Genomic DNA, 23,755 nt, shown 5'->3' with positions numbered 1-23,755 from the left:
TTTTGTCCTTACCCGAGCTTGATCGTTGATTCATCAGCGAATTCCGCAACCGGAATCCAGAGGTTCTCTGGCGCGGGCCCTCTGCGGATGCGGCCTGCCGTGTCGTAATGCGACCCGTGACAGGGGCAGAACCAGCCGCCGAATTCTCCGGCGCCGTCGCCGATCGGAACGCAGCCCAGATGGGTGCAGACGCCGACCATGACCAGCCATTCGCCCGCCTCGTCCAGCGTGCGGTTGGCGTCATCGGCGCTGGATCCGGGCTTATTCGGGTTCTGCGACATCGGGTCCAGAATATTCGCGGCATCGTCATCGGCGCGGCCTGCGTCGATTTCTTCCTGCGTGCGGCGGCGGATGAAAACCGGCTTGCCCAGATATTTCACCGTCATCTGCGTGCCCGGTTCAACCGTGCTGACATCGACGAAGATCGAGGCCAGCGCCTGCACATCCGCCGAGGGGTTCATCTGGTTGACAAGCGGCCAGACCGCCGCACCGGCCGCGACGACACCTGCGCCGCCGGTTGCGTAATAGAGGAAATCCCTCCGGGTGCCTGCGTGTTCGTCTGCGTGGGACACTGGTCTTCTCCCTTCCGAAACCGCACGATGGCGGCCCAAAACCTGACGAGGCCGCAGGAAACTGCCGCCTTATGGACGGGTGTTTAGCCGCCTTGTGCCGTGGCGTCCAGCGGACAAAGGCGCGCAGATTGCGGCTTTCTTGCAGATCGTTGCGCGCATGTCCCGATTCGCCGGATCGCCCCCTTGGCCCCGGCGCAGCACAAGGCCCCGCGCCATGGCTGGGGCGGGGCCTCTGGCCTGTCCTGCAAGGACGGGGCGGGGGGGGGACGGGGCGGGCGCCCTGAAAGGCGGCGCTTGGGGCCGCTCAGGCCGGGGGCGCGCTGCGGGCCATGCTGTCACGCGCCGCAAATTTCTGTTCCCAGGCCGCAAGGGCCGGACGGCCCTCACGCCAGGTGCGCGCGGCATGACGAAAATCGAGATAGCCAAGCGCGCAGCCCACAGCGATCTGGCCCATGTCCAGCGACCCGTGCAGATGGCTCATCCAGCGGGCCTCAATCGCATCCAGCGCGCGGTCGATCTTGGCCCATTGCCCCTCGACCCAAGGATCGAAGCGCTTGTCCTCGGGGCGCACGCGGGATTCGTAGACCATCAGAATCGCCGCATCCAGAATGCCGTCGGCCGTTGCCTCCAGCGCCAGCACATCCCAAAGCCGGGGGGCCGCCGGATAAAGCCCGGCCTTGAAATGATCGTCCAGATAGCGGGTGATGACGCGGCTGTCATAGAGTGAGGCGCCCTCGGGGCGTTCCAGAACCGGGATCTTGCCCAAGGGGTTAAGGGCCAGCGGCTGGGTGCCCGGATCGACCGGCGTGCCGCCTGCGGCGATGCGTTCGACCGCGTCGGTCTTGCCGGCCTCGGCCAGCAGAACCTCGATCTTGCGGACATAGGGCGAAGTGGCGGAATGGTAGAGGCGCATGGTCAGTCCTTTATGGCAGGGAAATTCCGAAAAGCGGGCCACGGGGTCTGCCGCGGCAAGGATGGGGTCTGCGGCCCTGCCCGGAAAGGCGGCGAACCGAAAGAAGGCGGCGGTTCAGATGCGGCGCAGACGCAGCCGTGCCAGAAAGGCCGCGTCCAGCTCAAGCCCCTGCCCCGGTTCAGGACCCCAGCGAAGGGTGCGGCGAAGGCGGCCTGCAAGATTGCGCTGGCCGTCCTCGGCCCGGTCGCGGGGGCGGTGATGGGCAAGCCCGTCGTCCAGCCCGTCCAGCGCCTCTTCGGCGCGCTGATCGGTGCGGCCCGGATGGGCAATGGCGCGCAGGCCGCGCCGCGCGGCCCAGATCGTTGCGGCAATCGCGCCGCCTTTGATCGCGTAAAGCGCGATGGGCGCAAGGGGAAGCGGCATGGCGGGATCCTTCTGCAACCTGCGCAATCTGTGACAGAGCCTAGAACCGGAATCCGGGCCTGTCCATGACCGCGATGCGTGCCGGGCCGGAACGGCAGACCATTGCCGCCCCCGCGCGCGCCCCGGATGATTCTCTGGCAGGCCCGTCGGAAAGCGCCAGCGAATAGCACGGAACGCAATCAGGGTGAGGTACCGTCCGCCTTCTCGTTCCCGGTCTGCTGTGGCAGGGGATGGGCCCAAAGCTCAACCCGACGGTTGACCTGCCGCCCGGCGGGCGTCGTGTCACAGGCCATGGGCAGGGCCTCGCCAAAGGCATCGACGACCGGGATCTGCGGATCAGTCAGTTCGGGGGCGATGGCGCGCAGTGCGGCGCGCACCGCATCGGCCCGGCTGCGCGACAGGGCCAGATTGACCTCATGCGCGCCGGTACCATCGGTGAAACCCGCAAGCGTCAGCCGTTCCCCGGCAAAACCGCCCGCCCCGATCCAGCGCGCCAGATCCTCAAGATTCTGCCGCGAATGGGCGTCAAGTTCCGCCGATCCATCCTGAAAGCGGAAGGTCAGCGACAGGCGTTCCCCCCCGGTCATCGCGGCGGCAAGGCGTTGCAGTTCCTGCAGCGGCACTTCCGGACCGGCATTGCGGATCGCCCCCAGAAGCCGCTGGCCGTCTTCGGTCAGCGCCGCGCGGCCCGGCCTGCGGTCGACCAGACCCGCCCCGGCCACCACCTGCTGCGCGCTGTCCGTCGCCAGATATTCCAGAAATTCCCGCGTCAGCAGTGGCAAACGGCGCGGCGGAGACAGAAGGAACAGCGGCACGGTCAACGGATAATCCTCGGCCTTGACGGCAAGCGGGGTTGCCGGGCGCGGGAAGTCGCAACCATCAGTCAGGACCGGGCTGCGCGCCGGCCCCGCCCCGGCGGGCCGCGCCGCGCCGCCCCCCGCCGGGGTTGCGCCGGAGATCCCGGTCAGTGCCAGCGCCCAGGGGTCGCGGGCCACCGCGCGTTCCAGCGTGGCAAGATCGGCATGGCGCGGCCCCGTCGCCAGCGGCCCGCCCAGACGGGCCTCGATCGCGGCCTGCAGCGGGTGACCGGGGTGCAGACCATGCACGACAATCGGCATATCGGCCCCGCCAAGGGCCTGCCAGTTCTGAATCTCCCCCTGCAGGGCTGCGGCCAGATCGGCGCTGCGGATCGTCGGCAGCAGGTTTTCTGCAGCAATCAGCGGCACCAGCGCCTCAAGCGCCAAGGCGCGTGCGCGCAGACCCGGCATATCGCCGAAATCCAGCACCAGATCGGCGGCCCGGGCCATTACTGCCGCCTGCGCCGCCACGCGGTCCAACGCGGAAAAACCGATACGGGCCAGCACCTGCCCGCCCTCGGGATCCAGAATCTCGGCAGCGAACTCCGCGCCTTGCGTGGCAACCGACAGGCGCAGGCCGCGGCTTGCGGCAAAACCGGCGAAAAGATCGGGCAGCAGCGCGGCAGCCGCCTCGGCCGCACCGACGATGCGGATCTCGGCCATGGGCGCGATCAGATCCGGGCAGGCGGGGCCGTCGCAGATCACCCCTTCGGCATCGACGGTCAGCGGGCCGAATTCGGTTTCAATCCGGTAGAAGGCGCCATCATAGCCCCGGAACTGCCCGGTCAGGGACAGCCCGCCATTGCGTGCGGTCAGGGTGATATCCTGCGCCAAGACCGCCTGACATGGCAAAAGTGCCGCGCAAAGCGCGACACCCCGCAATAAAGCCCTCATCCATCCCCCGGAGGCCGTTCATTCGACGCCATTCATTCGACGCCATTCATTCGACAAGGGCAAGTTTCATGTCTGCAACGGGATTGTTCAACACCAGAACGTCGCCCACCCCGTCACAATCGGGCATCGCCATGGAAAGATCGGTCACCTTGACCGTCCCCGCCTGACTGAGCAGCAGTTCCCCCAGCACTTCGCGCCCGCAGGATGCCGCCGTCACCTCGGACTCGATCTGCAGATCGACCGTTACCGCCGGGTCGGTCGGCCATGTGTAGACTTCGGCCAGCATCGGCAGATCGACCGAATCATCGCCCAGCAGCGCCAGCACCCCGCCGCGCCCCGGCACGCCGGGAAGACGGCGCTGCGGATCGGCGGCCGAAACATAGACCGGCGCGGCCTCTCCTGTGCGGTTTTCAAAGGCGTGGATGCCGAAATTGTCTTGTGCCATCCATTGCACGGCAAAGCGCTGATAGATCGGCAGATCGGGCAGATCGGCGGCGGCATGCAATTCGGTGCCATCAGGAAAGCGCAGTGTGACCGCGCCGCTTTGCTCCATCGCCGGGAAAGTCACCGAAAGCGCCCCGGAAAGCGAGGTCTTGCCGGTAAAGGCCAGCCCGCCATGCAGGATCACGACCCGTTCGGCGCTGCGGCAGGGCGCCAGCAGGTCCAGCAACAGGGTCGCGCCCTCGTCAGGCAGAAGCTGCAGATCGGTGGGGCAATTGACGCTGTCACCCGACAGGGCGGCCTGTGCGGCTTCGACCGGCGTTTCGGGCGCGGGGGCGGCATCCGGGGCAGCGCCGTCCGTCACCACCACCGGCGCCGCATCGGGACGCGGAGCCTCAGGCCCGGGGGCATCGGCCTCGGCCGGTTCGGATGGCTCTGATGCCGTCGCGGATGGGTCCATCATCGTTGTTTCCGTTGCGGGGGCCTGTGTCGTGGCTCCTTCCGCAACGGCATCCGCCGCCACGGGGTCTGCAGCAACGGGGTCTGCAGCAACGGGGCTTTCCGGCGCTGCCCGGTCCGGTGCGTCGGTCGCAGAGCGCTGCATCGCCTCGGGCGTCAGGGGCGGAGCTGCCTCGGCAGGGGCACGCAGGGCCGTGTCGGGGGCCTGTCCCAGCCCTGCGGCCAGCGGCTGGATATCGCGGGGGACCGTTTCCAGATCGGCCCGACTGTCGGAACTGCCCGGCAGGCCGCCTTGCAGCACATGTCCCAACCCCATGGCGACGGCCACCGAGCCGACCACCATCGCAAGTTTGCGCGTCCTGTTCATTCCGCACTCCCGGATTCCCATATCTCCGGGTTTGCCTATCGGGCAAAGCGGGCGGCTCCGTGGCGGGAATTGGGAATGTTTCCAGCAAATGCGGCAGCAGCGCGACGCTGCGCCGGCACTTGGGGCGGGGTCGCTGCGGCCTGATTGCGACCGCTTTGCCGGTAATGGAAATCCCCATTACAGGGCCGGGATCACCGCCCCGGCGGCATCGAATGCAAGACGGCGCGCTGGGAAAAATCCGCTGCGCGCCGTGATGCGATCAAATCATATACGGGCAGATCAGGTCAGACGACCATGACAATGCTTGAATTTCTGGCCCGATCCGCAGGGGCAGGGATCGTTGCGCCCCGGATTGCCCCATGTCGCGGGATCGTTTTCGTCAAAGCCCGCAACGGCCTCGGGGTTCGGCGCGTCGACCGGGGCATCCCCGGCCACCGGCGTGGCCTGACCCGCCAGCGCGCGTTGCTGGTCCAGATATTGCTGCATCATCGTGCGCTGTTCCTCTTCCGACAGCGGCCGGATCTGCGACAGGCGCTTGGACACGTCCTGACGCAGTGAGTTCAGCATCGATTCGAACAGCTGGAAGCCTTCGGTCTTGTATTCCGCCAGCGGATCGCGCTGCGCATAGCCGCGGAAGCCCACGACCGAGCGCAGATGTTCAAGACGCAGCAGATGTTCGCGCCATTTCGTGTCGATGGTCTGCAGCAGCACCTGCTTTTCGATATTGCGCATGGTCTCGGGGCCGAACGCCGCAAGCTTCTCGGCCATCAGCCGGTCCGAGGCTTCCTCGATGCGTTCGCGGATCACGTCCTGATCGACGCCTTCCTCATCCACCCATTCCGCCACCGGCAGATCAAGCGCAAGGCTTTCGCGCAGCGCCTCGGCCAGCCCGGCCCCATCCCATTGATCGGCATAGGTCTTGGGCGGCAGGTACTGATCCACCAGATCTTCGGCAACCTGATGGCGCATGTCCTGCACGATCTCGGACAGATCCTCGCTTTCCATGATTTCCAGACGCTGGCCAAAGATCGCCTTGCGCTGGTCGTTCATGACATCGTCGAATTTCAGCAATTGCTTGCGAATGTCGAAATTGCGTCCTTCGACCTTGGCCTGCGCCTTTTCCAGCGACTTGTTGACCCAGGGGTGAACAATCGCCTCCCCTTCTTTCATGCCCAGTTTCGACAGGACCGAATCCAGCCGTTCCGAGCCGAAGATGCGCATCAGGTCATCTTCCAGCGACAGGAAAAAGGAAGACCGCCCCGGATCGCCCTGACGGCCCGAACGGCCGCGCAACTGATTGTCGATGCGGCGGCTTTCATGGCGTTCGGTGGCCAGAACGAACAGGCCGCCCGCCGCGATGACCTTTGCCTTTTCCTCGGCATGTTCGGCCTCGATCCGGGCGCGCAGGTCATCGGGATTGGCCTCGGGATCAACGGCCAGCGCCTCAAGGACCTTCATCTCGACATTGCCGCCAAGCTGAATATCGGTGCCGCGTCCGGCCATGTTGGTCGCAATCGTCACCGCGCCGAACTTGCCCGCATCGGCGACGATCTGCGCCTCTTGTTCATGCTGGCGCGCATTCAGCACGTTATGCGGGATACCGGCCTGTTTCAGCAGATCCGACAGATACTCGGATTTCTCGATCGAGGTCGTGCCGACCAGCATCGGTTGCCCGGTTTCATGGGCCTCCTTGATGGATTGCACGATGCCTTCGAATTTCTCGCGGGCCGTGCGGTAAACCTGATCGTGTTCATCTTTCCGCGCGACAGGCTTGTTCGTCGGCACCTCAACCACGCCCAGCCCGTAGATCTCACGGAATTCATCGGCCTCGGTTGACGCGGTGCCGGTCATGCCCGCCAGTTTCGCGTAAAGCCGGAAATAGTTCTGGAAGGTGACCGAGGCCAGCGTCATGTTCTCGGGCTGGATCGCAACGCCCTCTTTCGCCTCGATGGCCTGATGCAGCCCGTCCGACAGGCGGCGTCCGCGCATCATGCGTCCTGTGAACTCGTCGATCAGCATCACCTCGCCATCGCGCACGATATAGTGCTGGTCCTTGTGGAACAGCTTATGCGCCCGCAGGGCCTGCGTGACATGGTGCACGACGGTCGTGGATTCCGGATCATAGAGGTTCTGGCCCTCGGGCAGCAGCCCGGCCTCGATCACCAGCCCCTCGATGAATTCGTTGCCCTCATCGGTATAGGTGACCGAGCGGGTTTTTTCGTCCAGTTTGAAATGCTCCTCGGTCAGCCCGGGGATCAGCTTGTCGATGGCGGTGTAAAGATCGCTGCGGTCCTCACTGGGGCCGGAAATAATCAAGGGCGTGCGCGCCTCGTCGATCAGGATGCTGTCCACCTCATCCACGATGGCAAAGAAATGACCGCGCTGCGCCATTTCCTCTTTCGAGGATTTCATGTTGTCGCGCAGATAGTCGAAGCCCAGTTCGTTATTCGTCGCGTAGGTGATGTCGGCCCGGTAAGCCGCGCGCTTTTCATCATCGGGCTGATAGGGATAGACAACCCCGGTGGTCAGCCCCAGCGCGCCGTAAACCTTGCTCATCCAGTCGGCATCGCGCTTGGCCAGATAGTCGTTGACCGTGACGATATGCACGCCCTTGCCCGCCAGCGCATTCAGATAGGCCGGGAGCGTCGCCATAAGCGTCTTGCCCTCACCGGTCTTCATCTCGGCGATATTGCCCTGATGCAGGAAGATCCCGCCCATCAGCTGCACATCGAAGGCACGCAGGCCAAGGGCCCGGCGCGCGGCCTCGCGGCAATTGGCAAAGGCCTCGGGCAGCAGCGCATCAAGGCTTTCGCCCAGCTGGGCGCGTTCTGACAGCGCCTGCGTCCGGTCCTTGATCTGCTGATCGGTCAGCGCCCTGAACTCCGCCTCCAGCGCGTTGATCTTCGCGACGATGGGCCGCGTCGATTTCACCTTGCGATCATTGGGCGTGCCAAAGACCTTCCGCGTAAGCGTTCCGAGACCGAGCATGTTTTCTCCGTGGCGCATTCCCGCCATGCCAGGGTTTCCTGACATGATCGTGCGACCCCCGGCCTTGCCCGCCTCCCTGCCCTTGCCTATCAAGGGCGGCGAGGCGGATGCCAGACCCGGATCGCGCGACCTTCGCGATGTAAGGGGCGGCGCCCGGCAAGTCAACGTCGCGCAAGGACGCGGCCTGTGAAGGAGTTTGAGAAGATGTTGAACAAAACCGCAAGACAGGCGCTGATCGCCGCCATCGGTGGCATGGCCATCGCCCTGCCCGTGATGGCGCAGGACACTACCGCCCCCGAGGCAACCACCGGTGCCCAAACCGAAGCGCAAGCCGAAGCCCCCGCCGAAACCGCCCTGGCGGCCGATCCGGCCCCCACCGTGCCCGAAGGCGGCGCCTCGGCGGTCGTGGCAACCGTGAATGGCACCGATATCACGCTGGGCAATATGATCGCCCTTGGCCAGAGTCTGCCGGCCCAGTATCAGCAGTTGCCCGATGAGGTTCTGTTCCGCGGCATTCTGGATCAGCTGGTGCAGCAGGCCGCGCTTGCACAATCGGTCGAGGGCGAGCTGTCGCTGCGCGACCGGCTGGTGATGGAAAATGACCGGCGCGGCTATATGTCGGGCGTGGCGCTGGCCGGGGTGGTCGGCGATGCGGTCAGCGAAGAGGCCCTGCAGGCCGCCTATGACGCGCGTTTCGCCAATGCCGAGCCGCGCACCGAATACAATGCCGCCCATATCCTTGTCGCGACCGAAGAAGAGGCCACCGACCTGAAATCGCAGATCGAGGGCGGCGCCGATTTTGCCGAACTGGCAAAGGAACATTCGACCGACGGCGCGGCGGCCAATGGCGGCAGCCTTGGCTGGTTCAGCGAGGGCATGATGGTCGCCCCCTTCCAGGAGGCCGTGATGGCGATGGAGGCGGGCAGCGTTTCGGACCCGGTCCAGACGCAGTTCGGCTGGCATCTGATCGAGTTGAAGGAAACCCGCGAAGCCGCCGCCCCCACGCTGGACGAAGTGCGCGAAGAGCTTGCCTCGGAGATTGAACAGTCCGCCGTCGAGGCGCATATTGCCGATCTGACCGCCGGGGCAACGATCACGCGGCCGGGCGATGAGTTTGATCCGGCCATCCTGCGTGACACCGGGCTTCTGGATCAGTGACAGGCTGAAACGGCCGGGGCCTGCATGGCACTGGCCGACACCACAGGGGCGCGAGAATGGCAAAAACCGACTGGAAGACCAAGGCGAAAACGCTGAAGAAGAAGCTGCGCAAGACCGTCGCACAGCTTGATGACCGCCTTCCCGGTGCCGCCAGCCGCGCGGCCGAAGCGGTGCAGGGGGCGGCCGGATCGGTCGCGGCCTCGGTCACCGCAGCCGTGGCGAAAAAGGCCAAGCCCGTCTCGCCTCTGGCGCCTGCGGGTGGTTTTCCCGCCCTGCCGGTCATCAAGGGCGTGGAATTCGCCGCGGTTGAGGCCGGGGTGCGCTACAAGAACCGCAAGGATGTGATGCTGATCCATGTGGCACCCGGCAGTTCTGTGGCGGGTGTCTTTACCCGATCCTCTACCCGCGCGGCCTGTGTGCTGGATTGTCAGGCCAAGCTGACCGGAAAGCAGGACGTCACCGGCGGCGCGGCCATTGTCGTGAATTCCGGCAATGCGAATGCCTTTACCGGCCGCCTGGGTGAGGAAAGCGTTGCCGCCGTCACGGCGGGCGTGGCCGAGGCCTTGGGGCTTGCGCCCGGCCGGGTGTTTTCTTCGTCAACCGGGGTGATCGGGGAACCGCTGCCGCATGACCGGATCCTTGCCGCCCTGCCCGACCTTGCCGCCGCACTGGACGAGGGCGCCATCGGGATGGCCGCCGAGGCAATGATGACGACCGACACTTTCCCCAAAGGCGCCAGCGCCGTGATCGAGGGCGAAGGCGGACCGATCCATATTGCCGGGATCGCCAAGGGGTCGGGCATGATCGCGCCCGATATGGCCACGATGCTGGTCTATATCTTCACCGATGCAAAGATCACGCCTGCGATGCTGCAACGGATGCTGTCGCGCAATGTTGATGAGACCTTCAATTCGATCACCGTGGACAGCGACACCTCGACCTCGGATGCGCTGATCCTTGCCGCAACCGGCCAGTCCGCCGCCGCCGCCCCCAAGGGCAAGGTGGCCAAGGCCTTCGAGGCGGGGCTCCGCGCGGTCATGATGGATCTGGCCCATCAGGTGATCCGCGATGGCGAGGGGGCGACGAAATTCGTCGAAATCCGTCTGACCGGTGCGAAGAACGGCCAGGATGCGCAGCGCGCCGCCATGGCGATTGCCAATTCGCCGCTGGTCAAGACCGCCATCGCGGGTGAGGATCCAAACTGGGGTCGTATCGTGGCCGCCATCGGCAAATCGGGGGCCGAGGCGGATCGTGACCGTCTGACCATCCGCTTTGGTGATTTCCTTGTTGCGGAAAAGGGTTGGCGCAATCCGAAATACCGCGAAGAGGATGGCGCGGCCTATATGAAACAGCCCGAACTGGTGATCTCGGTCGATCTGGGCCTTGGCCGCGCGGCGCGCACGGTCTGGACCTGCGACCTGACGCATCGCTATATCGACATCAACGCCGATTACCGCTCCTGACCTCCGCCCTTTTTCTTGTCGGATAGTATCCTCGGGGGGGAGGGCCGGTCCGCAAGGGCCGGCCCTCCCCCCACTCCAGATCGTGCCCGCCTCAAACCAGACCGGACCCCGCCGATGAAGATCATCCTTGTCTCTGCCGTTGCCCTGATCGACCCTGACGGGCGCGTGCTTCTGGCACAGCGGCCCGAGGGCAAGTCGCTGGCGGGCCTGTGGGAATTTCCCGGCGGCAAGGTCGATCCGGGTGAAACGCCCGAGGCCTGCCTGATCCGCGAATTGCAGGAAGAACTGGGCATCGACACATGGGCCAGTTGCCTTGCGCCGCTGACATTCGCCAGCCACAGCTATCCTGATTTCCATCTGCTGATGCCGCTGTTTGCCTGCCGCAAATGGCAAGGCATCCCGCAGGGGCGTGAAGGGCAGAACCTGGCATGGGTGCGGGCTGACAAACTGCGCGACTATCCGATGCCGCCTGCCGATCTGCCGCTGATCCCGATCCTGCGCGACTGGCTCTGATCCGGTCCTGATCCGGCCCCTGCGCGACGGGTTGCGCGATGCGCGTGCCCCGTGTCGGAGATTTTTTCGCTATACCTGAAATTGTATCTGGTCAGCGGTCAATTCACCGCTATCATGAAAGCTGTCGCTGATTGGGGGGATTGGCAGATGCTTCGGACAGTTTCGGTGGGAAGTTGTGTTTCCGTGCAGGGAATTCAGGTGGGTGAGCTTGCGGATGGCAAGATCATCGTCCGCGTGGATGAACGGAATTTTGTCGGCTATCCGGTGCTGCCGGTTCGCAGGAACTGACAGCAAAGGCAGGTCAATGGGAGCCGTGCGAGGGCCGTGCAGGGCACAGTTCCCGATGCCCTTGCACGCATCCGGCCGCTCACCCCTGCGCTGATCGGTTGCGCGCCGAGGGCTTTCGCTTTGGTGGCGTTGACCCATTGGGCGGAGCGCTGCCCTAATTTCCCGAACCCGAGCCCGAAACGCCCCGCGAAGCGCCCCCGGCATGCCGCAGCCCTTCGCGGCACCTTTTCCTGCACCGCAAACGAAAAACGCCGGGCGATTGCCCGGCGTTTTTCGATTCGTTTCATGGAAGGAGTCAGCCGCCCAGGTCAGGTCAGCCTGCGCTCGACTTCCTCACGCTCGAAAATCTCGATAACGTCGCTTGGACGCAGATCTTCATAGCGTTCGAAGGCCATACCGCATTCCTGACCCGAGATGACTTCCTTCACCTCGTCCTTGTAGCGCTTCAGGGTCTTCAGCGTGCCCTCGTGGATCACCACATTGTCGCGCAGCAGACGCACCCCGGCCGAGCGGCGGGCCACCCCTTCGGTGACCAGACAGCCCGCAATATTGCCGACTCCGGTGATGCGGAACACTTCGAGGATCTTCGCATAGCCGATGAAATGCTCACGCACTTCGGCCTTCAGAAGGCCCGAAGCCGCATCGCGGATATCGTCGACCAGATCGTAGATCACGCTGTAATAGCGCAGTTCCACACCCTTCTGATTGGCCGAGCTGCGCGCTGAGGCATTGGCCCGGACGTTGAAGCCGATGATCGGCACGCCCGAGGCTTCGGCCAGACCCACATCGCTGTCGGTGATGGCGCCAACGCCGTAATGCAACACGCGGACGCGGACCTCGTCATTGCCGATCTTCTCCATCGCCTGAACGATGGCTTCGGCAGAGCCCTGCACATCGGCCTTCACGATGATCGGAAGTTCGGTCACGTCCTTGTCGGCCTTGGCCTTGGCCATCATCTGTTCCAGCGTGGTCGCCGCCCCGGCAGCGGCGCGTTTGTCGCGGGCTGCCTTTTCACGGTAATCGGCGATCTCGCGGGCCTGCGCCTCGGTCGGAACGACGTTCAGCACATCGCCCGCAGCGGGCGTACCGGACAGGCCCAGAACCTCGACCGGGACCGAAGGCAGCGCCTCCTCGACCCGTTCGCCCTGATCGTTGATCAGCGCGCGGACCTTGCCCCACTGTTCGCCCACGACGAAGATATCGCCGCGCCGAAGCGTGCCATTCTGCACCAGAACCGTGGCCACCGGGCCACGACCCACATCCAGCTTTGCCTCGATCACAGCCGCCTGAGCACTGCGATTCGGGTTGGCTTTCAGTTCAAGGATCTCAGCCTGCAGCGTGATCGCTTCAAGCAGCTCATCCAGCCCCTTGCCGGTCTTGGCCGAAACCTCGACATCCTGCACTTCGCCCGACATCTTCTCGACGACGATCTCATGCTGCAGCAGATCCGTGCGCACCTTGGTCGGGTTCGCATCGGGCTTGTCGCATTTGTTGATCGCCACGATCATCGGAACACCGGCAGCCTTGGCGTGATTGATTGCCTCGATCGTCTGCGGCATGACCGCATCATCGGCTGCAACCACCAGCACGACGATATCGGTCACCTGCGCGCCCCGGGCGCGCATCGAGGTAAAGGCCGCGTGGCCGGGCGTATCGAGGAAGGTGATCTGTGCCCCGCTTTCGGTCGTCACCTGATAGGCGCCGATATGCTGGGTGATCCCACCCGCCTCACCCGAGGCGACATTGGCCTTGCGCAGCGCATCCAGAAGCGAGGTCTTGCCGTGATCGACATGGCCCATGATCGTGACAACCGGCGGGCGGTTCATCAGATCCTCGGCCTTGTCACCGACCGTGTCGATGACCTGTTCGACATCGGCATCCGACACGCGGATCGCCTTGTGACCGAATTCCTCGATCACCAGTTCGGCGGTATCGGCGTCGATGGCCTGATTCATCGTGACCATCATGTCCATTTTCATGAGCACCTTGACCACATCCGCCGCGCGTTCGGCCATGCGGTTTGCCAGTTCGCTTACAACGATGGTTTCCGGAATGCGCACGTCGCGGACCTGCTTTTCAGCCTTCTGACCAAAGCCCATGGCCTTTTGACGGGCCTTTTCCTGCTTGCGCTTCATGGCGGCAAGGCTGCGTGTACGTCCGCCTTCGCCCGAAAGCGCGTCATTGAGCGTCAGCTTGCCGGTGCGGCGATTGTCATCGCCCTTGGCCTTGCCGCGATTGTCGCGGTCATCCGTGCCGCGGTTGTCGCGTTCCCGGTCGGTCTTGCGCGGGCCCGATGCGGGCTTGAGCGAGGCCGGGCCGCGATCTTCGACCACCGCAGCGGCGGGGGCCGCAGCAGCGGCAGGCGCATTCTTGGCGGCTTCGGCGCGGCGGCTGGCCTCTTCGGCCTCGCGGCGCTGGCGCGCCTCTTCTTCGGCTTTCGCCTTCAGGGCTTCCTCGCGTTCGCGCTCCTCGCGCTCTTTCGCCTCGATCTCGTCGCGGCGGCGCTGGCGCTCTTCCTCACGCTGGCGCTCATCCACGGCGCGGCGCTCGGCATCATCGGCCTCACGCGCCTTGGCGGCGCGCAGCGCGGTCAGGCGGCGCTCCATTTCAGCATCACTGATCCCGGCAGGGCGTTTCGAAGGATCGCCCAGATGCGGCGATGAGCCCCCCGATCCGGCAGGCGAAGAGGCCGCGCCGGGTTTCGGCACGACAACGCGCTTGCGCTTGACCTCGACCGCCACGCTTTTGGTGCGGCCATGGCTGAAGCTTTGCTTCACCTGACCGGGGCCGCGGGCTCCGCCACCAAGGCCGAGGGGTTTCTTACCGTCTGTATCGCTCATGCGTCTCGTCATTCCCTTCCGGCGGTCGCACCGCCGACTTGCCCACGGATCCCCGCAAGCCTCGCCGCTTCCTCTACAACACGTGTCGTGAGTCCACCAGCAGCAAGCGCGCCGTGTATTGCATGTTCCCGACCGAAGGACAAACCCAATTCCTGGGCGGTCAGACAGCCGATGAACCCTTCATCTCCGGGCGGCGGGCGCAGTTTGGCCTTGCCGCGTTCCGATCCGTCACTGGCCTGCAGCAGCACTTTCGCGCGGCCCGAGACCAGCCATTCCTTTACCTTCTCATATCCGGTCACTGCCGCGCCCGCCTTGCGGGCCAGACTGACCAGATCGACGACGCGCCGCGTCAACAGCCCCTCGACCAGATCGGCAAGCCCCTCCGGCACGGTGACCGGCTGCCTTGCCGCGCGGGAAAACAATCCCTTTGTCGCCGCCTTCTCAAGCGCCGCGCGATCTGCGGCGACATAAAGGCCGCGCCCCGGCAGCCGCCCCAGAATATCGGGGACGATCTGCCCGTCGGGCCCAAGGCAGAACCGGATCAGCCCCGCCTTGGGCTGCACATCCCCGGTCGCGATGCAGCGCCGCTCCGGTTCATCCCGGTTCTTGTCCCGGCCTCCGCGCGTCATCGGCTCAGGCCCTTTCAGGCCTCCTCCTCTGCGTCATCCGCTTCGGCCTCGGCCTCCGCGGCCTCAAGCTCGGTCGGATCCACCCAGCCCAGAAGGACACGGGCGGTCATGACCATATGCTGCGCTTCTTCCAGAGAAACGTCAAATTTCTCCAGCACGCCCTCATCCTTCTTTCGCTGCCCGTTCTCGGTGGTCCAGCCGCCGGCCAGTTCCCAGTCGGCACAGGTCGCGAAATCCTCCAGCGTCTTGATGCCGTCATTGGCCAGCGCTTCCAGCATCTGCGGCGTCAGCCCCTCGAAATTCACAAGGCTGTCCTCGACACCAAGGGCGCGGGCATTTTCCATCGCCTTGGTATTGGCCGCTTCCAGCTGATCGCGTGCACGGGCCTGAAGCTCGGCGGCGGTGCCTTCATCGAAACCGTCGATGGACAGCAATTCGTCCACCTCGACATAGGCGACTTCCTCAAGATTGGTGAAGCCTTCCGAGACAAGGAGTTGGGCCATCATCTCGTCAATATCAAGGGCCTCCATGAACAAAGCCGTGCGTTCGGCGAATTCGGCCTGACGGCGCGCGGATTCGTCGGTCTCGGTCATGATGTCGATATCCAGCCCGGTCAGCTGGCTGGCCAGACGCACATTCTGACCCCGGCGGCCGATGGCCAGCGACAGTTGTTCATCCGGTACGACGACCTCGATCTTGCCCGCTTCCTCGTCGATCACGACCTTGGACACCTCGGCCGGCTGCAGCGCGTTCACAAGGAAGGTCGCCTGATCCTGATTCCACGGAATGATGTCGATCTTCTCGCCCTGCAATTCGTTCACCACGGCCTGCACGCGGCTGCCGCGCATCCCGACGCAGGCACCCACCGGGTCGATCGAGTTGTCATAGGAAATCACGGCGATCTTGGCGCGGCTGCCCGGATCGCGGGCAACGGCCTTGATCTCGATGATGCCGTCATAGATTTCCGGCACTTCCATCTTGAACAGTTCGGCCATGAACTGCGGATCGGTGCGCGACAGGAAGACCTGCGGCCCCCGGACCTCACGCCGCACATCCTTGATGTAGCAGCGGATCCGGTCATTCGGACGATAGCTTTCGCGGCCAATCTTCTCATTGCGGCGCAGGATCGCCTCCCCGCGCCCGATATCGACGATGAGATTGCCGTATTCCTCGCGCTTGACCTGACCATTGATGATCGTGCCCTTGCGGTCCTTGAATTCTTCATATTGCCGGTCACGCTCGGCTTCGCGCACCTTCTGCAGGATCACCTGCTTGGCGCTTTGCGCCGCGATCCGGCCCAGATCGACGGGCGGAACCTCATCGATGATTTCGTCACCGATCTGCGGATCGGCCAGATGCGCCTTGGCCTGTTTCACCGTCATCTGCGCGTGGTGATTCTCCATCTCCTCATCGGTCACGACCGTGCGGATGCGTGAGAAGGTGGCGCGCCCGGTGCGCCGGTCGATGGCAACCCGGATATCCAGTTCCGAGCCATAGCGCGACTTGGCCGCGCGGGCGAGGCTTTCTTCCATCGCCTGAATGACCAGATCTGGGTCGATCATCTTTTCCCGCGCCACCGCCTCGGCGGTTTGCAGAAGTTCAAGCTGGTTCGCAGAAGTAATCGCCATGTCAGCCTCCCGGGCTTCTTCAGTGTCTGGTCACGGGGGTTTCGCCGGTGTCTTCGTCCGGCTCCTCCCCGTCGGTTTCCTCGATCTCGTCGAAATCGGCCTCGTTGAAGGCACCCGATTCCTTCCGGCTGCGCAGCATCTCGGCGATCAGGTCATCGGTCAGGATCAGTTTCGCATCCGACAGCCAGTCGAATTGCAGCCCGATCGTGACGGTCTCCCCGCCCTCCTCGATCTCGATCAGCACCTCATCGCCCTCGGTTCCGGCAAGGATACCCTTGAAGCGCCGCCGCCCGTCGATCAGTTCCGAGGTCTCGATCCGCGCCTCATAACCTTCCCACATTCCGAAATCCTTCAGCCGCGTCAGCGGCCGGTCGATCCCTGGTGACGAGACTTCCAGCGTGTAATTCTCGGTGATCGGATCCTCGACATCCAGAACCGCCGACACGGCGGTCGAGATCTTCGCACAATCCTCGACCACGATGCCGCCTTCGGGCCGGTCGGCCATGATCTGCAGTGTCGGGGTCCGGCCGGTCATCAGACGCAGGCGCACCAGTTCGAACCCCAGCCCCTCGATGGCGGGAGTGACGATGGCGGCAAGCCGACGGTCGATGGCGGTCTTTGCAATAAGGTCGGACATGGAGTGCCCCCTGAAAACGAAAAAACGGGCCACAGGCCCGCCGCAAGCTTCGGTGGTTCCGGGTGTGGACCCCGAAGCCGCTGTTAAACGTCATATAGGCCGGATCGCGCCGCCGCGCAAGACGCCACGCGCGCCCCTTTCATCTTGACGAAAATACCTTCGGGGGGTGCGGGCGGGGGGAGTGCGGGGGCAGACAGCCCCCCGCCTTTCAGCAGACCGGGAGGGGGGCAGACAGCCCCCGCCTGTCAGCACTCTGCGTGCCCGATCAGGTCAGCCCGCCCTGATGGCGCAGCCGGTCCATCACCCGCACCAGTTCGGCCGAGATCCCCGGTTCGGACAGCGCATGCCCCGCCATAGGCACCAGATGCAGCCGTGCCGCCTTCCAGCCCTCGGCCAGCGCATGGGCCGAACGCGGCGGGCAGACCATGTCATAGCGGCCCTGCACGATATCGGCGCCGATCCCCTCGATGCGGGGGCGATTCGCAAGGATCCAGCCATCGTGGTCCAGAAAGCCCTTATGGGTGAAGTAATGGTTCTCCAGGCGGGCAAAGGCGCGGGCATAATCCGAAGGCCCTTCACCGCCGAACCCGTCATATTGAATCGTGGCCAGCGCGTTCTCCCAATTGGTCCAGAGCCGGGCCAGCCGCATTTCTTCGGCCATGTTCCCTGAAAAGAGCCGCCGGTGATAGGCCGCGATCAGGTCATCGCGTTCCCCCTCGGGGATGGGGGCCACGAACCGCGCCCAGAGATCGGGGAAAAACGCCCCCGCCCCCCCGCCATAAAACCAGTCCAGTTCGGATTGCGTCATGGTGAAGACGCCGCGCAGCACCAGATGCGCCACCCGTTCGGGATGGGTGATCGCATGGATCAGCGCCAGCGTGGCGCCCCAGCTTCCGCCGAACAGGAGCATCTTTTCGATGCCCAAAGCCTCGCGGATCGATTCCATATCGGCGACAAGATGCCATGTGGTGTTGTGCTCGACACTGGCATGCGGGCGGGACCGGCCACAGCCGCGCTGATCGAACAGGATGATGCGATAGCGTTCGGGATCGAAATAGCGCCGCATCGAAGGGCTGCACCCGCCCCCCGGCCCGCCATGCACGACCATTACCGGCAGCCCTGCCGGATTGCCGCATTGCTCGACATAGATATGATGGCCCTGCCCCACATCCAGAACCCGCTGATCGAACGGGTCAATCGGCGGGTAAAGATATTCGGCTGCGCGCTTTTGGCCTGATCTCTGGTCCATGATCGCCCTATATAGTGCCCCAAGCCTGCCCTTCCATGGGCATCAGCGCAAGGAGAGAAGAATGTCCCTGAACACCATCGACCCCGCCGAGGTCGCGAAATTCGAGGCGATGGCCGCCGAATGGTGGGATCCGGCGGGGAAGTTCAAGCCGCTTCACATGCTCAATCCCTGCAGGCTGGATTACATCACCACACAGATCGCGCTGGAATTCGACCGCGACCTGACCGCGCCCTTGCCCTTCAAAGGGTTGCGGCTGCTGGATATCGGCTGCGGTGGCGGGCTTTTGTCCGAACCGATGGCGCGGCTTGGCGCCGATGTGGTGGGCGCCGATGCGGCGGCGCGCAACATTCCGGTGGCCCGGCTTCATGCCGAACAATCGGGCCTTGCCATCGACTACCGCCATGCCGCCGCCGAGAATCTGGCCCGCGACGGCGAGCGTTTCGATATCGTGCTGAACATGGAAGTGATCGAACATGTCCCCGATCCGCAGGCCTATCTGAAGGCCTGCGCAGAATTGCTGAACCCCGGCGGGCTGATGATCTGTTCGACGCTGAACCGCAATCCGAAATCCTTCATGATGGGCATCATCGGGGCGGAATGGGTGATGCGCTGGCTGCCCAAAGGCACGCATGACTGGCGCAAGTTCATCACGCCGGATGAACTGACGGCGATGATCACGGCGGCGGGACTGCGCCCGGTGGATCGCAAGGGCATGGTCTTCAACCCGGCCCGTTGGTCATGGTCGCTGTCCGACCGCGACCTGTCGGTGAATTACGTCACCGCCAGCGTCAAGGATTGAAGATCAGGGACCGGGTGTCAGGAACTGACGGATCGCGCCAGCGCTGCCGCAATCAGCGCAGGCACGCCCGCAGCGGCTCCGATGGGCGGCAACAGAACCCCCTCGGGCGCGAACTCCGCCTCGGCCAGCGCCTCGGGCACATCTCCGGTCACATGGCCCGCTGAAAGCGCGAAAAGCGGCAGGCAGATCGCAGGGCCAAGGCCCCGGGCCGCATCCTGCAGGAAAGGTGCCTCTTCGACAAAGCCCATGACGACCCGGGCGAATCCGGCCCTTTCGCGCATCAGACCGGCCAGCGCTTCGGTCATTTCGGCCGAACTGCGCGACACCTGTGATCCATGCGCCGCCAGCAGCAGCGCCGCCCGGTCCGGGGCGATCCCGGCCTCCTGCGCTGCCCGGCCCGCCACGGTGATCATCAGATCCGGCAGGGCGGGATCGGCCCCGAAAGGCCGCAACTGCCGCATGCCGCCACCGCCGCAGGCGTTCAGGCGCTTGGGCAGGTTGGTTTTCGTGAACCAGCCCTCAGCCATGAAGAACGGATAGATCAGGGCATCGGGCAGCGCCGCAACGGCCCCCTCCAGCGCGTCGGGGGCCGCAAGCGTGGCGCCCCGGATCTGCCAGCCGGGCAAAGATGCCGCCACCCGGTTCGCAAGCGCGGCCATCGCCGCCTCTTGCGGATCGGGATCGGCGGGCGCGCCATGCGCCACCAGTATTGCCTGCAACACCATTGCCTTGCCCTTCCTTGCGGCACAGGGCGGTCAGGCCGCCTTCTGCACTGCCTCCCGCCCATGCGGTTCGTCATGATCCAGAACCGGATTGACCGGGATGATCCGGTTGGGATTTATCATGTCATGGCTGAAATGGTAATGCCGCACGATGTGGTCAAAATTCACCGTCTCGCGCACCCCCGGCCATTGATACAGCTCGCGTGTATAGGCCCACAAGGCGGGATAATCGACCAGCCGCCGCCGGTTGCACTTGAAATGCAGGTGATAGACCGGATCAAACCGGATCAGCGTGGTGAACAGCCGCCAATCCGCCTCGGTCAGCCGGTCGCCCATCAGATAGCGGTTTGCGGACAGCCGGTCCTCCAGCCAGTCCAGACTGTCGAACAGCGGATGCACCGCCGCGTCATAGGCTTTCTGCGTCGTCGCGAAACCCGCCTTGTAGACGCCGTTATTCACCGTGTCATAGATGCGGTCATTCACCGGTTCGATCGCCGCGCGCAGATCCTGCGGCCAGTAATCATCAGCATTGCCGGTGATGCCGTCAAAAGCCGAATTGAACATGCGGATGATTTCCGAGGATTCGTTCGACACGATCCGCCCGCTTTGCTTGTCCCACAGCACCGGCACGGTCACGCGGCCTGTCATGTCAGGCCGGTCTCGGGTGTAAAGGTCGCGCAGGAAGGGCAGACCGAACAGCCGGTCCCCCGTCGCGCCCTCGTAATCGGATGCAAAAGTCCAGCCATCCGACAGCATTTCCGGATGCACGACCGAAACGCCGATATGCGGCTCCAGCCCCTTGATCGCGCGGAAGATCAGCGCGCGATGCGCCCAGGGACAGGCGTATGAGACGTAAAGATGATAGCGCCCGCTTTCGGCCTTGAAACCGCCCTCACCCGAGGGACCGGCCGTGCCGTCCGCCGTCACCCAATTGCGGAACTTCGCCTCATCCCGCGCGAATCTTCCGTCATTGGACTTGGTGTCATACCATTTGTCCTGCCATTTGCCGTCGACCAGAAGTCCCATGTGTCACCTGTCCTTTGCTGCCACCGGACATAGGGGATCGGGCTTGGTGCGAAAATGGGCAGGGACGCGCAGCAGTTCTGCATCAGCGCAGGGAACCCGTGGTTCCGCGCCCTGGATCAGCGGGCCGCAGACCCCGCGTCAGCAGCGTTTCGGGCCCAGTCCGCAGCCTGCATTTCGCGCAGGCGTGAAGCCGTGCGTTCGAATTCAAAGGATCCCGTCCCTTCGATATACAGCCGTTCCGGCGCTTCCGCCGCCGAGGCGATCAGGCGCACCCGCGCCTCATACAGCGCGTCGATCAGGGTCACGAAACGCTTGGCCTCGTTGTAATTCGTTGAGGAAAGCTGCGGGATATCTTCAAGCATCAGCACCCGCACCGCGCCCGCGATGGCCAGAAAATCGGCGGGACCCAGCGGTTTGGCGCAAAGATCCCAGAAACTGGCCCGCCCCACACCATTGGCAAAACAGGGCAGTTCCACCTTGCGGCCATTGACCGGCAGGACCAGCGGCGCGGCCTCGCCCCCGCCCGACAGATCGCGCCAGATCGCGTCCATTTCGTCCCGCGCTGTCGATGCGGGATGGAAATAGACCTGCGCCCCGGCCAGACGGTGCTGGCGGTAGTCATGCGGGCTTTGCAGTTCCACCACCTTCATCCGCTCCCGCAAAAGTGCTATGAAGGGCAGGAAGAGGTTACGGTTCAGACCGTCCTTGTACAGATCCTCGGGCACACGGTTCGAGGTGGCAACGACCACGACCCCGCCTGCCAACAGTTTCTCGAACAGCCGCCCCACGATCATCGCATCGGTGATATCGGTGATCTGCATCTCATCAAAGGCCAAGAGCCGCAGGTCGCGGATGATCGCCGCCGCCACGGGGGCCAGCGCATCATCAACCCCGGTCTTGCGCGCCTCATGCATGGCGCGATGGATTTCCTGCATGAAGGCATGGAAATGTACGCGCCGCGTGGCAGGGCTGTCAGTGGCGGCAACGAACAGATCCATCACCATGGACTTGCCGCGCCCGACGCCGCCCCAAAGGTAAAGCCCCCTGGGCGGCGGATCTTCCTTGCGGAACAGCCCCGACAGCAGACCGCGCTTGCGCTCACCCTGGGATTCCACCCATGTTCGCAGCGCCTCAAGCCGGGGCAGCACCGCCTGCTGCGCGGGATCGGCGCGCAGCGCACCGGCCGCGATTCGGGACTCGTAAAGCTCTGAAACAGTCTGCCGCATGGCCCTTTGTTAGACCGGACCGCCGCCCCTGACCAGAGCGGCCCAGCCCGCAATTGTTGCAAACATGACAAGCGTCAGCAGGCCCAGCACCCGGCGGTCACGGGTGAATTCCGGCAGGGTCATGAAATCGCGGAACCCGCGCAAGGACGCGACCGGCCCCGGCAACGCCGATCCGGTCTGCGCCACGACACGGGCGCGCAGGCGGAACAGGCAGCGGAACATCCAGAAGGCCCAGAGGGCAAAGACCACCGATTGCAGCCCCAGCCAAAGCCATTGCCAGCCCCCCATCAGCGCCCCCGCAGCAGCCGCAGCGCCGTCCCCCCGGCGGCCCCGCCAAAGAACAGGCCCGCCACGGCGATCAGTTCAAGCTGCGCCACACCGCGCGGAAGGCCGCGATACCACAGCGTGAAGGCCAGCAGTCCAAGGCAGAACAGCAGAAAGACCAGACGGAACCACAGTTCCCCCTGCGTCAGGGCGGCATCCGTGATTTGCGCGTCACGGTCAGGCTGCGACCAGTCCGGTGTCCAGTCGGGACGTTCCCATTCCGCAGCATCCCAGTCGGCGCCATCGCCTTCGGATGTCAGATCGTGCCGGTCGTGGGTCATGGTCGATCCTCCTTGCACTGCCCCAGCGTGGCGCAGCGCGTGAAAAAGTCAACCATCCGCTGCGGGGGATGACGGCTGGGGCAGTTTCCGGCCCCTTCTCCGCCCATCGACAGGTTTCGTGCTGCGGCCGGGGCGGCGTTAACGGTTCCTTCATCTTGCAAGGCAAGGCTTCGGACATGGCCCAGCGATCCGCCTTCCACGATTCTGCCCTGCCGCTTTTCGGCGATGCCGATGAGGCGCCGGTTGCGGCCCTGCCTGCGCGCCTGCCCTCCTATATCAAGGATCACCGCAAGCGGTTGCGCGCGCGTTTTATGCAGGGTGGGGCGGGGGCGATGCCCGATTACGAATTGCTGGAACTGGTGCTGTTCCGCGCCATTCCCCAGCAGGATGTCAAACCGCTGGCGCGGCTGCTGCTGGACACGTTCGGTGATTTCAACAGGGTCGTGACCGCGCCCCCCGCAAGGCTGACGGCGGTGCAGGGGGTGGGCGATGCGGTGGTGCAGGAATTGAAGATCGTCGAGGCAGCGGCGCAGCGCATGATGCGGGCGCGGGTGATGCACCGGCCGGTCCTGTCCTCATGGGCGGCGCTGCTGGATTACTGCCACACCGCCATGGCCCATCGGGAGACCGAGCAGTTCCGCATCCTGTTTCTGGACCGCAAGAATGTGCTGATCGCAGATGAGGAACAGGCCACCGGCACCGTTGATCATGTGCCGGTCTATCCGCGTGAGGTGGTCAAGCGCGCGCTGGAACTGAATGCCTCAGCGCTGATCCTTGTGCATAACCACCCGTCGGGCGACCCCACCCCCTCGGGCGCCGATATCGACATGACCGCGCAAATCCGCGCCGCCGCCGAGGTGCTGGGGATGGTGCTGCACGATCACCTGATTATCGGGAAGGAGCGTGAACTCAGTTTCCGGTCAGCGGGGTATCTTTAGCGGGGTGAAGAACAGGGAACATTTCCCGGGCTATTCTCGGGCCGGGGCCATCGCCCCGGCCGTGCGGCGCGGTTCCTGCTTGCCATCCGATGGCCCAAAGGCCGCCCGACAGCGCCCGCC

21 protein-coding genes are annotated in these 23,755 nt (G+C 64.6%); 5 read left to right on the top strand and 16 right to left on the bottom strand.

All coding sequences use genetic code 11. The features are described 5' to 3' along the window. Positions 1–8: 8 nt before the first annotated feature. The 6 genes from petA to secA form a co-directional block, all read right to left on the bottom strand. Positions 9–572 carry a ubiquinol-cytochrome c reductase iron-sulfur subunit gene (gene petA / locus JL811_RS00910; protein ID WP_202686340.1) on the bottom strand — a complete coding sequence of 188 codons (564 nt, stop codon included), beginning with the start codon at positions 570–572 and terminating at the stop codon, positions 9–11. 304 nt (positions 573–876) lie between these two features. Next, positions 877–1,485, bottom strand: coding sequence for a glutathione S-transferase (locus JL811_RS00905; RefSeq protein WP_202686339.1), 609 nt, complete (start codon positions 1,483–1,485; stop codon positions 877–879). Positions 1,486–1,599: 114 nt separating this feature from the next. Continuing rightward, a complete protein-coding gene (locus tag JL811_RS00900; protein ID WP_202686338.1) occupies positions 1,600–1,908 on the bottom strand; it encodes a CXC family chemokine in 309 nt (102 codons plus the stop codon). A gap of 179 nt (positions 1,909–2,087) precedes the next feature. Continuing rightward, on the bottom strand, positions 2,088–3,659 hold the full coding sequence (locus JL811_RS00895) for an OmpA family protein (RefSeq protein ID WP_202686337.1): 1,572 nt from the start codon (positions 3,657–3,659) through the stop codon (positions 2,088–2,090). A 46-nt stretch (positions 3,660–3,705) separates the two neighbouring features. Further along, positions 3,706–4,926, bottom strand: a complete 1,221-nt coding sequence (locus JL811_RS00890) for a hypothetical protein (protein ID WP_202686336.1) — start codon at positions 4,924–4,926, stop codon at positions 3,706–3,708. A 279-nt stretch (positions 4,927–5,205) separates the two neighbouring features. Further along, the gene (gene secA, locus JL811_RS00885) at positions 5,206–7,914 is read right to left on the bottom strand and encodes a preprotein translocase subunit SecA (RefSeq protein ID WP_202686335.1); all 2,709 of its coding nucleotides are present in this window, start codon (positions 7,912–7,914) and stop codon (positions 5,206–5,208) included. 273 nt (positions 7,915–8,187) lie between these two features. Between secA and JL811_RS00880 the strand changes: the two genes are divergently transcribed. The 3 genes from JL811_RS00880 (at position 8,188) to mutT (ending at position 11,048) form a co-directional block, all read left to right on the top strand. After that, entirely contained in the window at positions 8,188–9,072 is an 885-nt protein-coding gene (locus JL811_RS00880; RefSeq protein ID WP_420496759.1) for a peptidylprolyl isomerase, read from the top strand. Between the two features lie 56 nt (positions 9,073–9,128). Then, positions 9,129–10,535, top strand: coding sequence for a bifunctional glutamate N-acetyltransferase/amino-acid acetyltransferase ArgJ (argJ, locus tag JL811_RS00875; RefSeq protein WP_202686333.1), 1,407 nt, complete (start codon positions 9,129–9,131; stop codon positions 10,533–10,535). 114 nt (positions 10,536–10,649) lie between these two features. Then, positions 10,650–11,048: an 8-oxo-dGTP diphosphatase MutT gene (gene mutT / locus JL811_RS00870; protein ID WP_202686332.1), complete on the top strand. Its 399-nt coding sequence runs from the start codon at positions 10,650–10,652 to the stop codon at positions 11,046–11,048. 596 nt (positions 11,049–11,644) lie between these two features. Here mutT and infB read toward each other — a convergent pair. The 5 genes from infB to pip all read right to left on the bottom strand — a co-directional run bounded on the left by infB (position 11,645) and on the right by pip (position 18,319). Beyond that, entirely contained in the window at positions 11,645–14,176 is a 2,532-nt protein-coding gene (gene infB, locus JL811_RS00865) for a translation initiation factor IF-2 (RefSeq protein WP_202686331.1), read from the bottom strand. An 8-nt stretch (positions 14,177–14,184) separates the two neighbouring features. Beyond that, a complete protein-coding gene (locus tag JL811_RS00860) occupies positions 14,185–14,805 on the bottom strand; it encodes an RNA-binding protein (RefSeq protein WP_202686330.1) in 621 nt (206 codons plus the stop codon). A gap of 14 nt (positions 14,806–14,819) precedes the next feature. After that, positions 14,820–16,433, bottom strand: coding sequence for a transcription termination factor NusA (gene nusA / locus JL811_RS00855; RefSeq protein ID WP_202686329.1), 1,614 nt, complete (start codon positions 16,431–16,433; stop codon positions 14,820–14,822). Between the two features lie 19 nt (positions 16,434–16,452). Next, positions 16,453–17,070 (bottom strand): ribosome maturation factor RimP, encoded by a 618-nt coding sequence (gene rimP / locus JL811_RS00850; protein WP_202686328.1) that lies wholly within the window; start codon positions 17,068–17,070, stop codon positions 16,453–16,455. 265 nt (positions 17,071–17,335) lie between these two features. After that, positions 17,336–18,319, bottom strand: a complete 984-nt coding sequence (gene pip, locus JL811_RS00845) for a prolyl aminopeptidase (RefSeq protein WP_202686327.1) — start codon at positions 18,317–18,319, stop codon at positions 17,336–17,338. 61 nt (positions 18,320–18,380) lie between these two features. Between pip and ubiG the strand changes: the two genes are divergently transcribed. Further along, a complete protein-coding gene (gene ubiG, locus JL811_RS00840) occupies positions 18,381–19,118 on the top strand; it encodes a bifunctional 2-polyprenyl-6-hydroxyphenol methylase/3-demethylubiquinol 3-O-methyltransferase UbiG (protein WP_202686326.1) in 738 nt (245 codons plus the stop codon). Positions 19,119–19,135: 17 nt separating this feature from the next. On the opposite strand, the gene JL811_RS00835 is transcribed toward ubiG, so the two are convergent. The 5 genes from JL811_RS00835 to JL811_RS00815 form a co-directional block, all read right to left on the bottom strand. Continuing rightward, positions 19,136–19,843 carry a CbiX/SirB N-terminal domain-containing protein gene (locus JL811_RS00835; protein WP_237684714.1) on the bottom strand — a complete coding sequence of 236 codons (708 nt, stop codon included), beginning with the start codon at positions 19,841–19,843 and terminating at the stop codon, positions 19,136–19,138. A gap of 30 nt (positions 19,844–19,873) precedes the next feature. After that, complete coding sequence (locus JL811_RS00830; protein ID WP_202686325.1) at positions 19,874–20,866, bottom strand: glutathione S-transferase family protein; 993 nt, start codon at positions 20,864–20,866, stop codon at positions 19,874–19,876. 116 nt (positions 20,867–20,982) lie between these two features. Continuing rightward, on the bottom strand, positions 20,983–22,092 hold the full coding sequence (gene zapE / locus JL811_RS00825; protein WP_202686324.1) for a cell division protein ZapE: 1,110 nt from the start codon (positions 22,090–22,092) through the stop codon (positions 20,983–20,985). A 9-nt stretch (positions 22,093–22,101) separates the two neighbouring features. Beyond that, positions 22,102–22,380, bottom strand: a complete 279-nt coding sequence (locus tag JL811_RS00820; protein ID WP_202686323.1) for a hypothetical protein — start codon at positions 22,378–22,380, stop codon at positions 22,102–22,104. Further along, positions 22,380–22,697, bottom strand: a complete 318-nt coding sequence (locus JL811_RS00815) for a hypothetical protein (protein ID WP_202686322.1) — start codon at positions 22,695–22,697, stop codon at positions 22,380–22,382. Before JL811_RS00815 ends, JL811_RS00820 begins: the two co-directional genes overlap by 1 nt. Positions 22,698–22,873: 176 nt before the next feature. Between JL811_RS00815 and radC the strand changes: the two genes are divergently transcribed. Further along, positions 22,874–23,635: a RadC family protein gene (radC, locus tag JL811_RS00810; RefSeq protein ID WP_202686321.1), complete on the top strand. Its 762-nt coding sequence runs from the start codon at positions 22,874–22,876 to the stop codon at positions 23,633–23,635. Positions 23,636–23,755 lie beyond the last annotated feature (120 nt).

The sequence above is a fragment of the Szabonella alba genome (assembly GCF_016765775.1).
Classification (GTDB): Bacteria; Pseudomonadota; Alphaproteobacteria; order Rhodobacterales; family Rhodobacteraceae; genus Szabonella; species Szabonella alba.
This window is presented reverse-complemented; position numbering and strand designations above follow the sequence as displayed.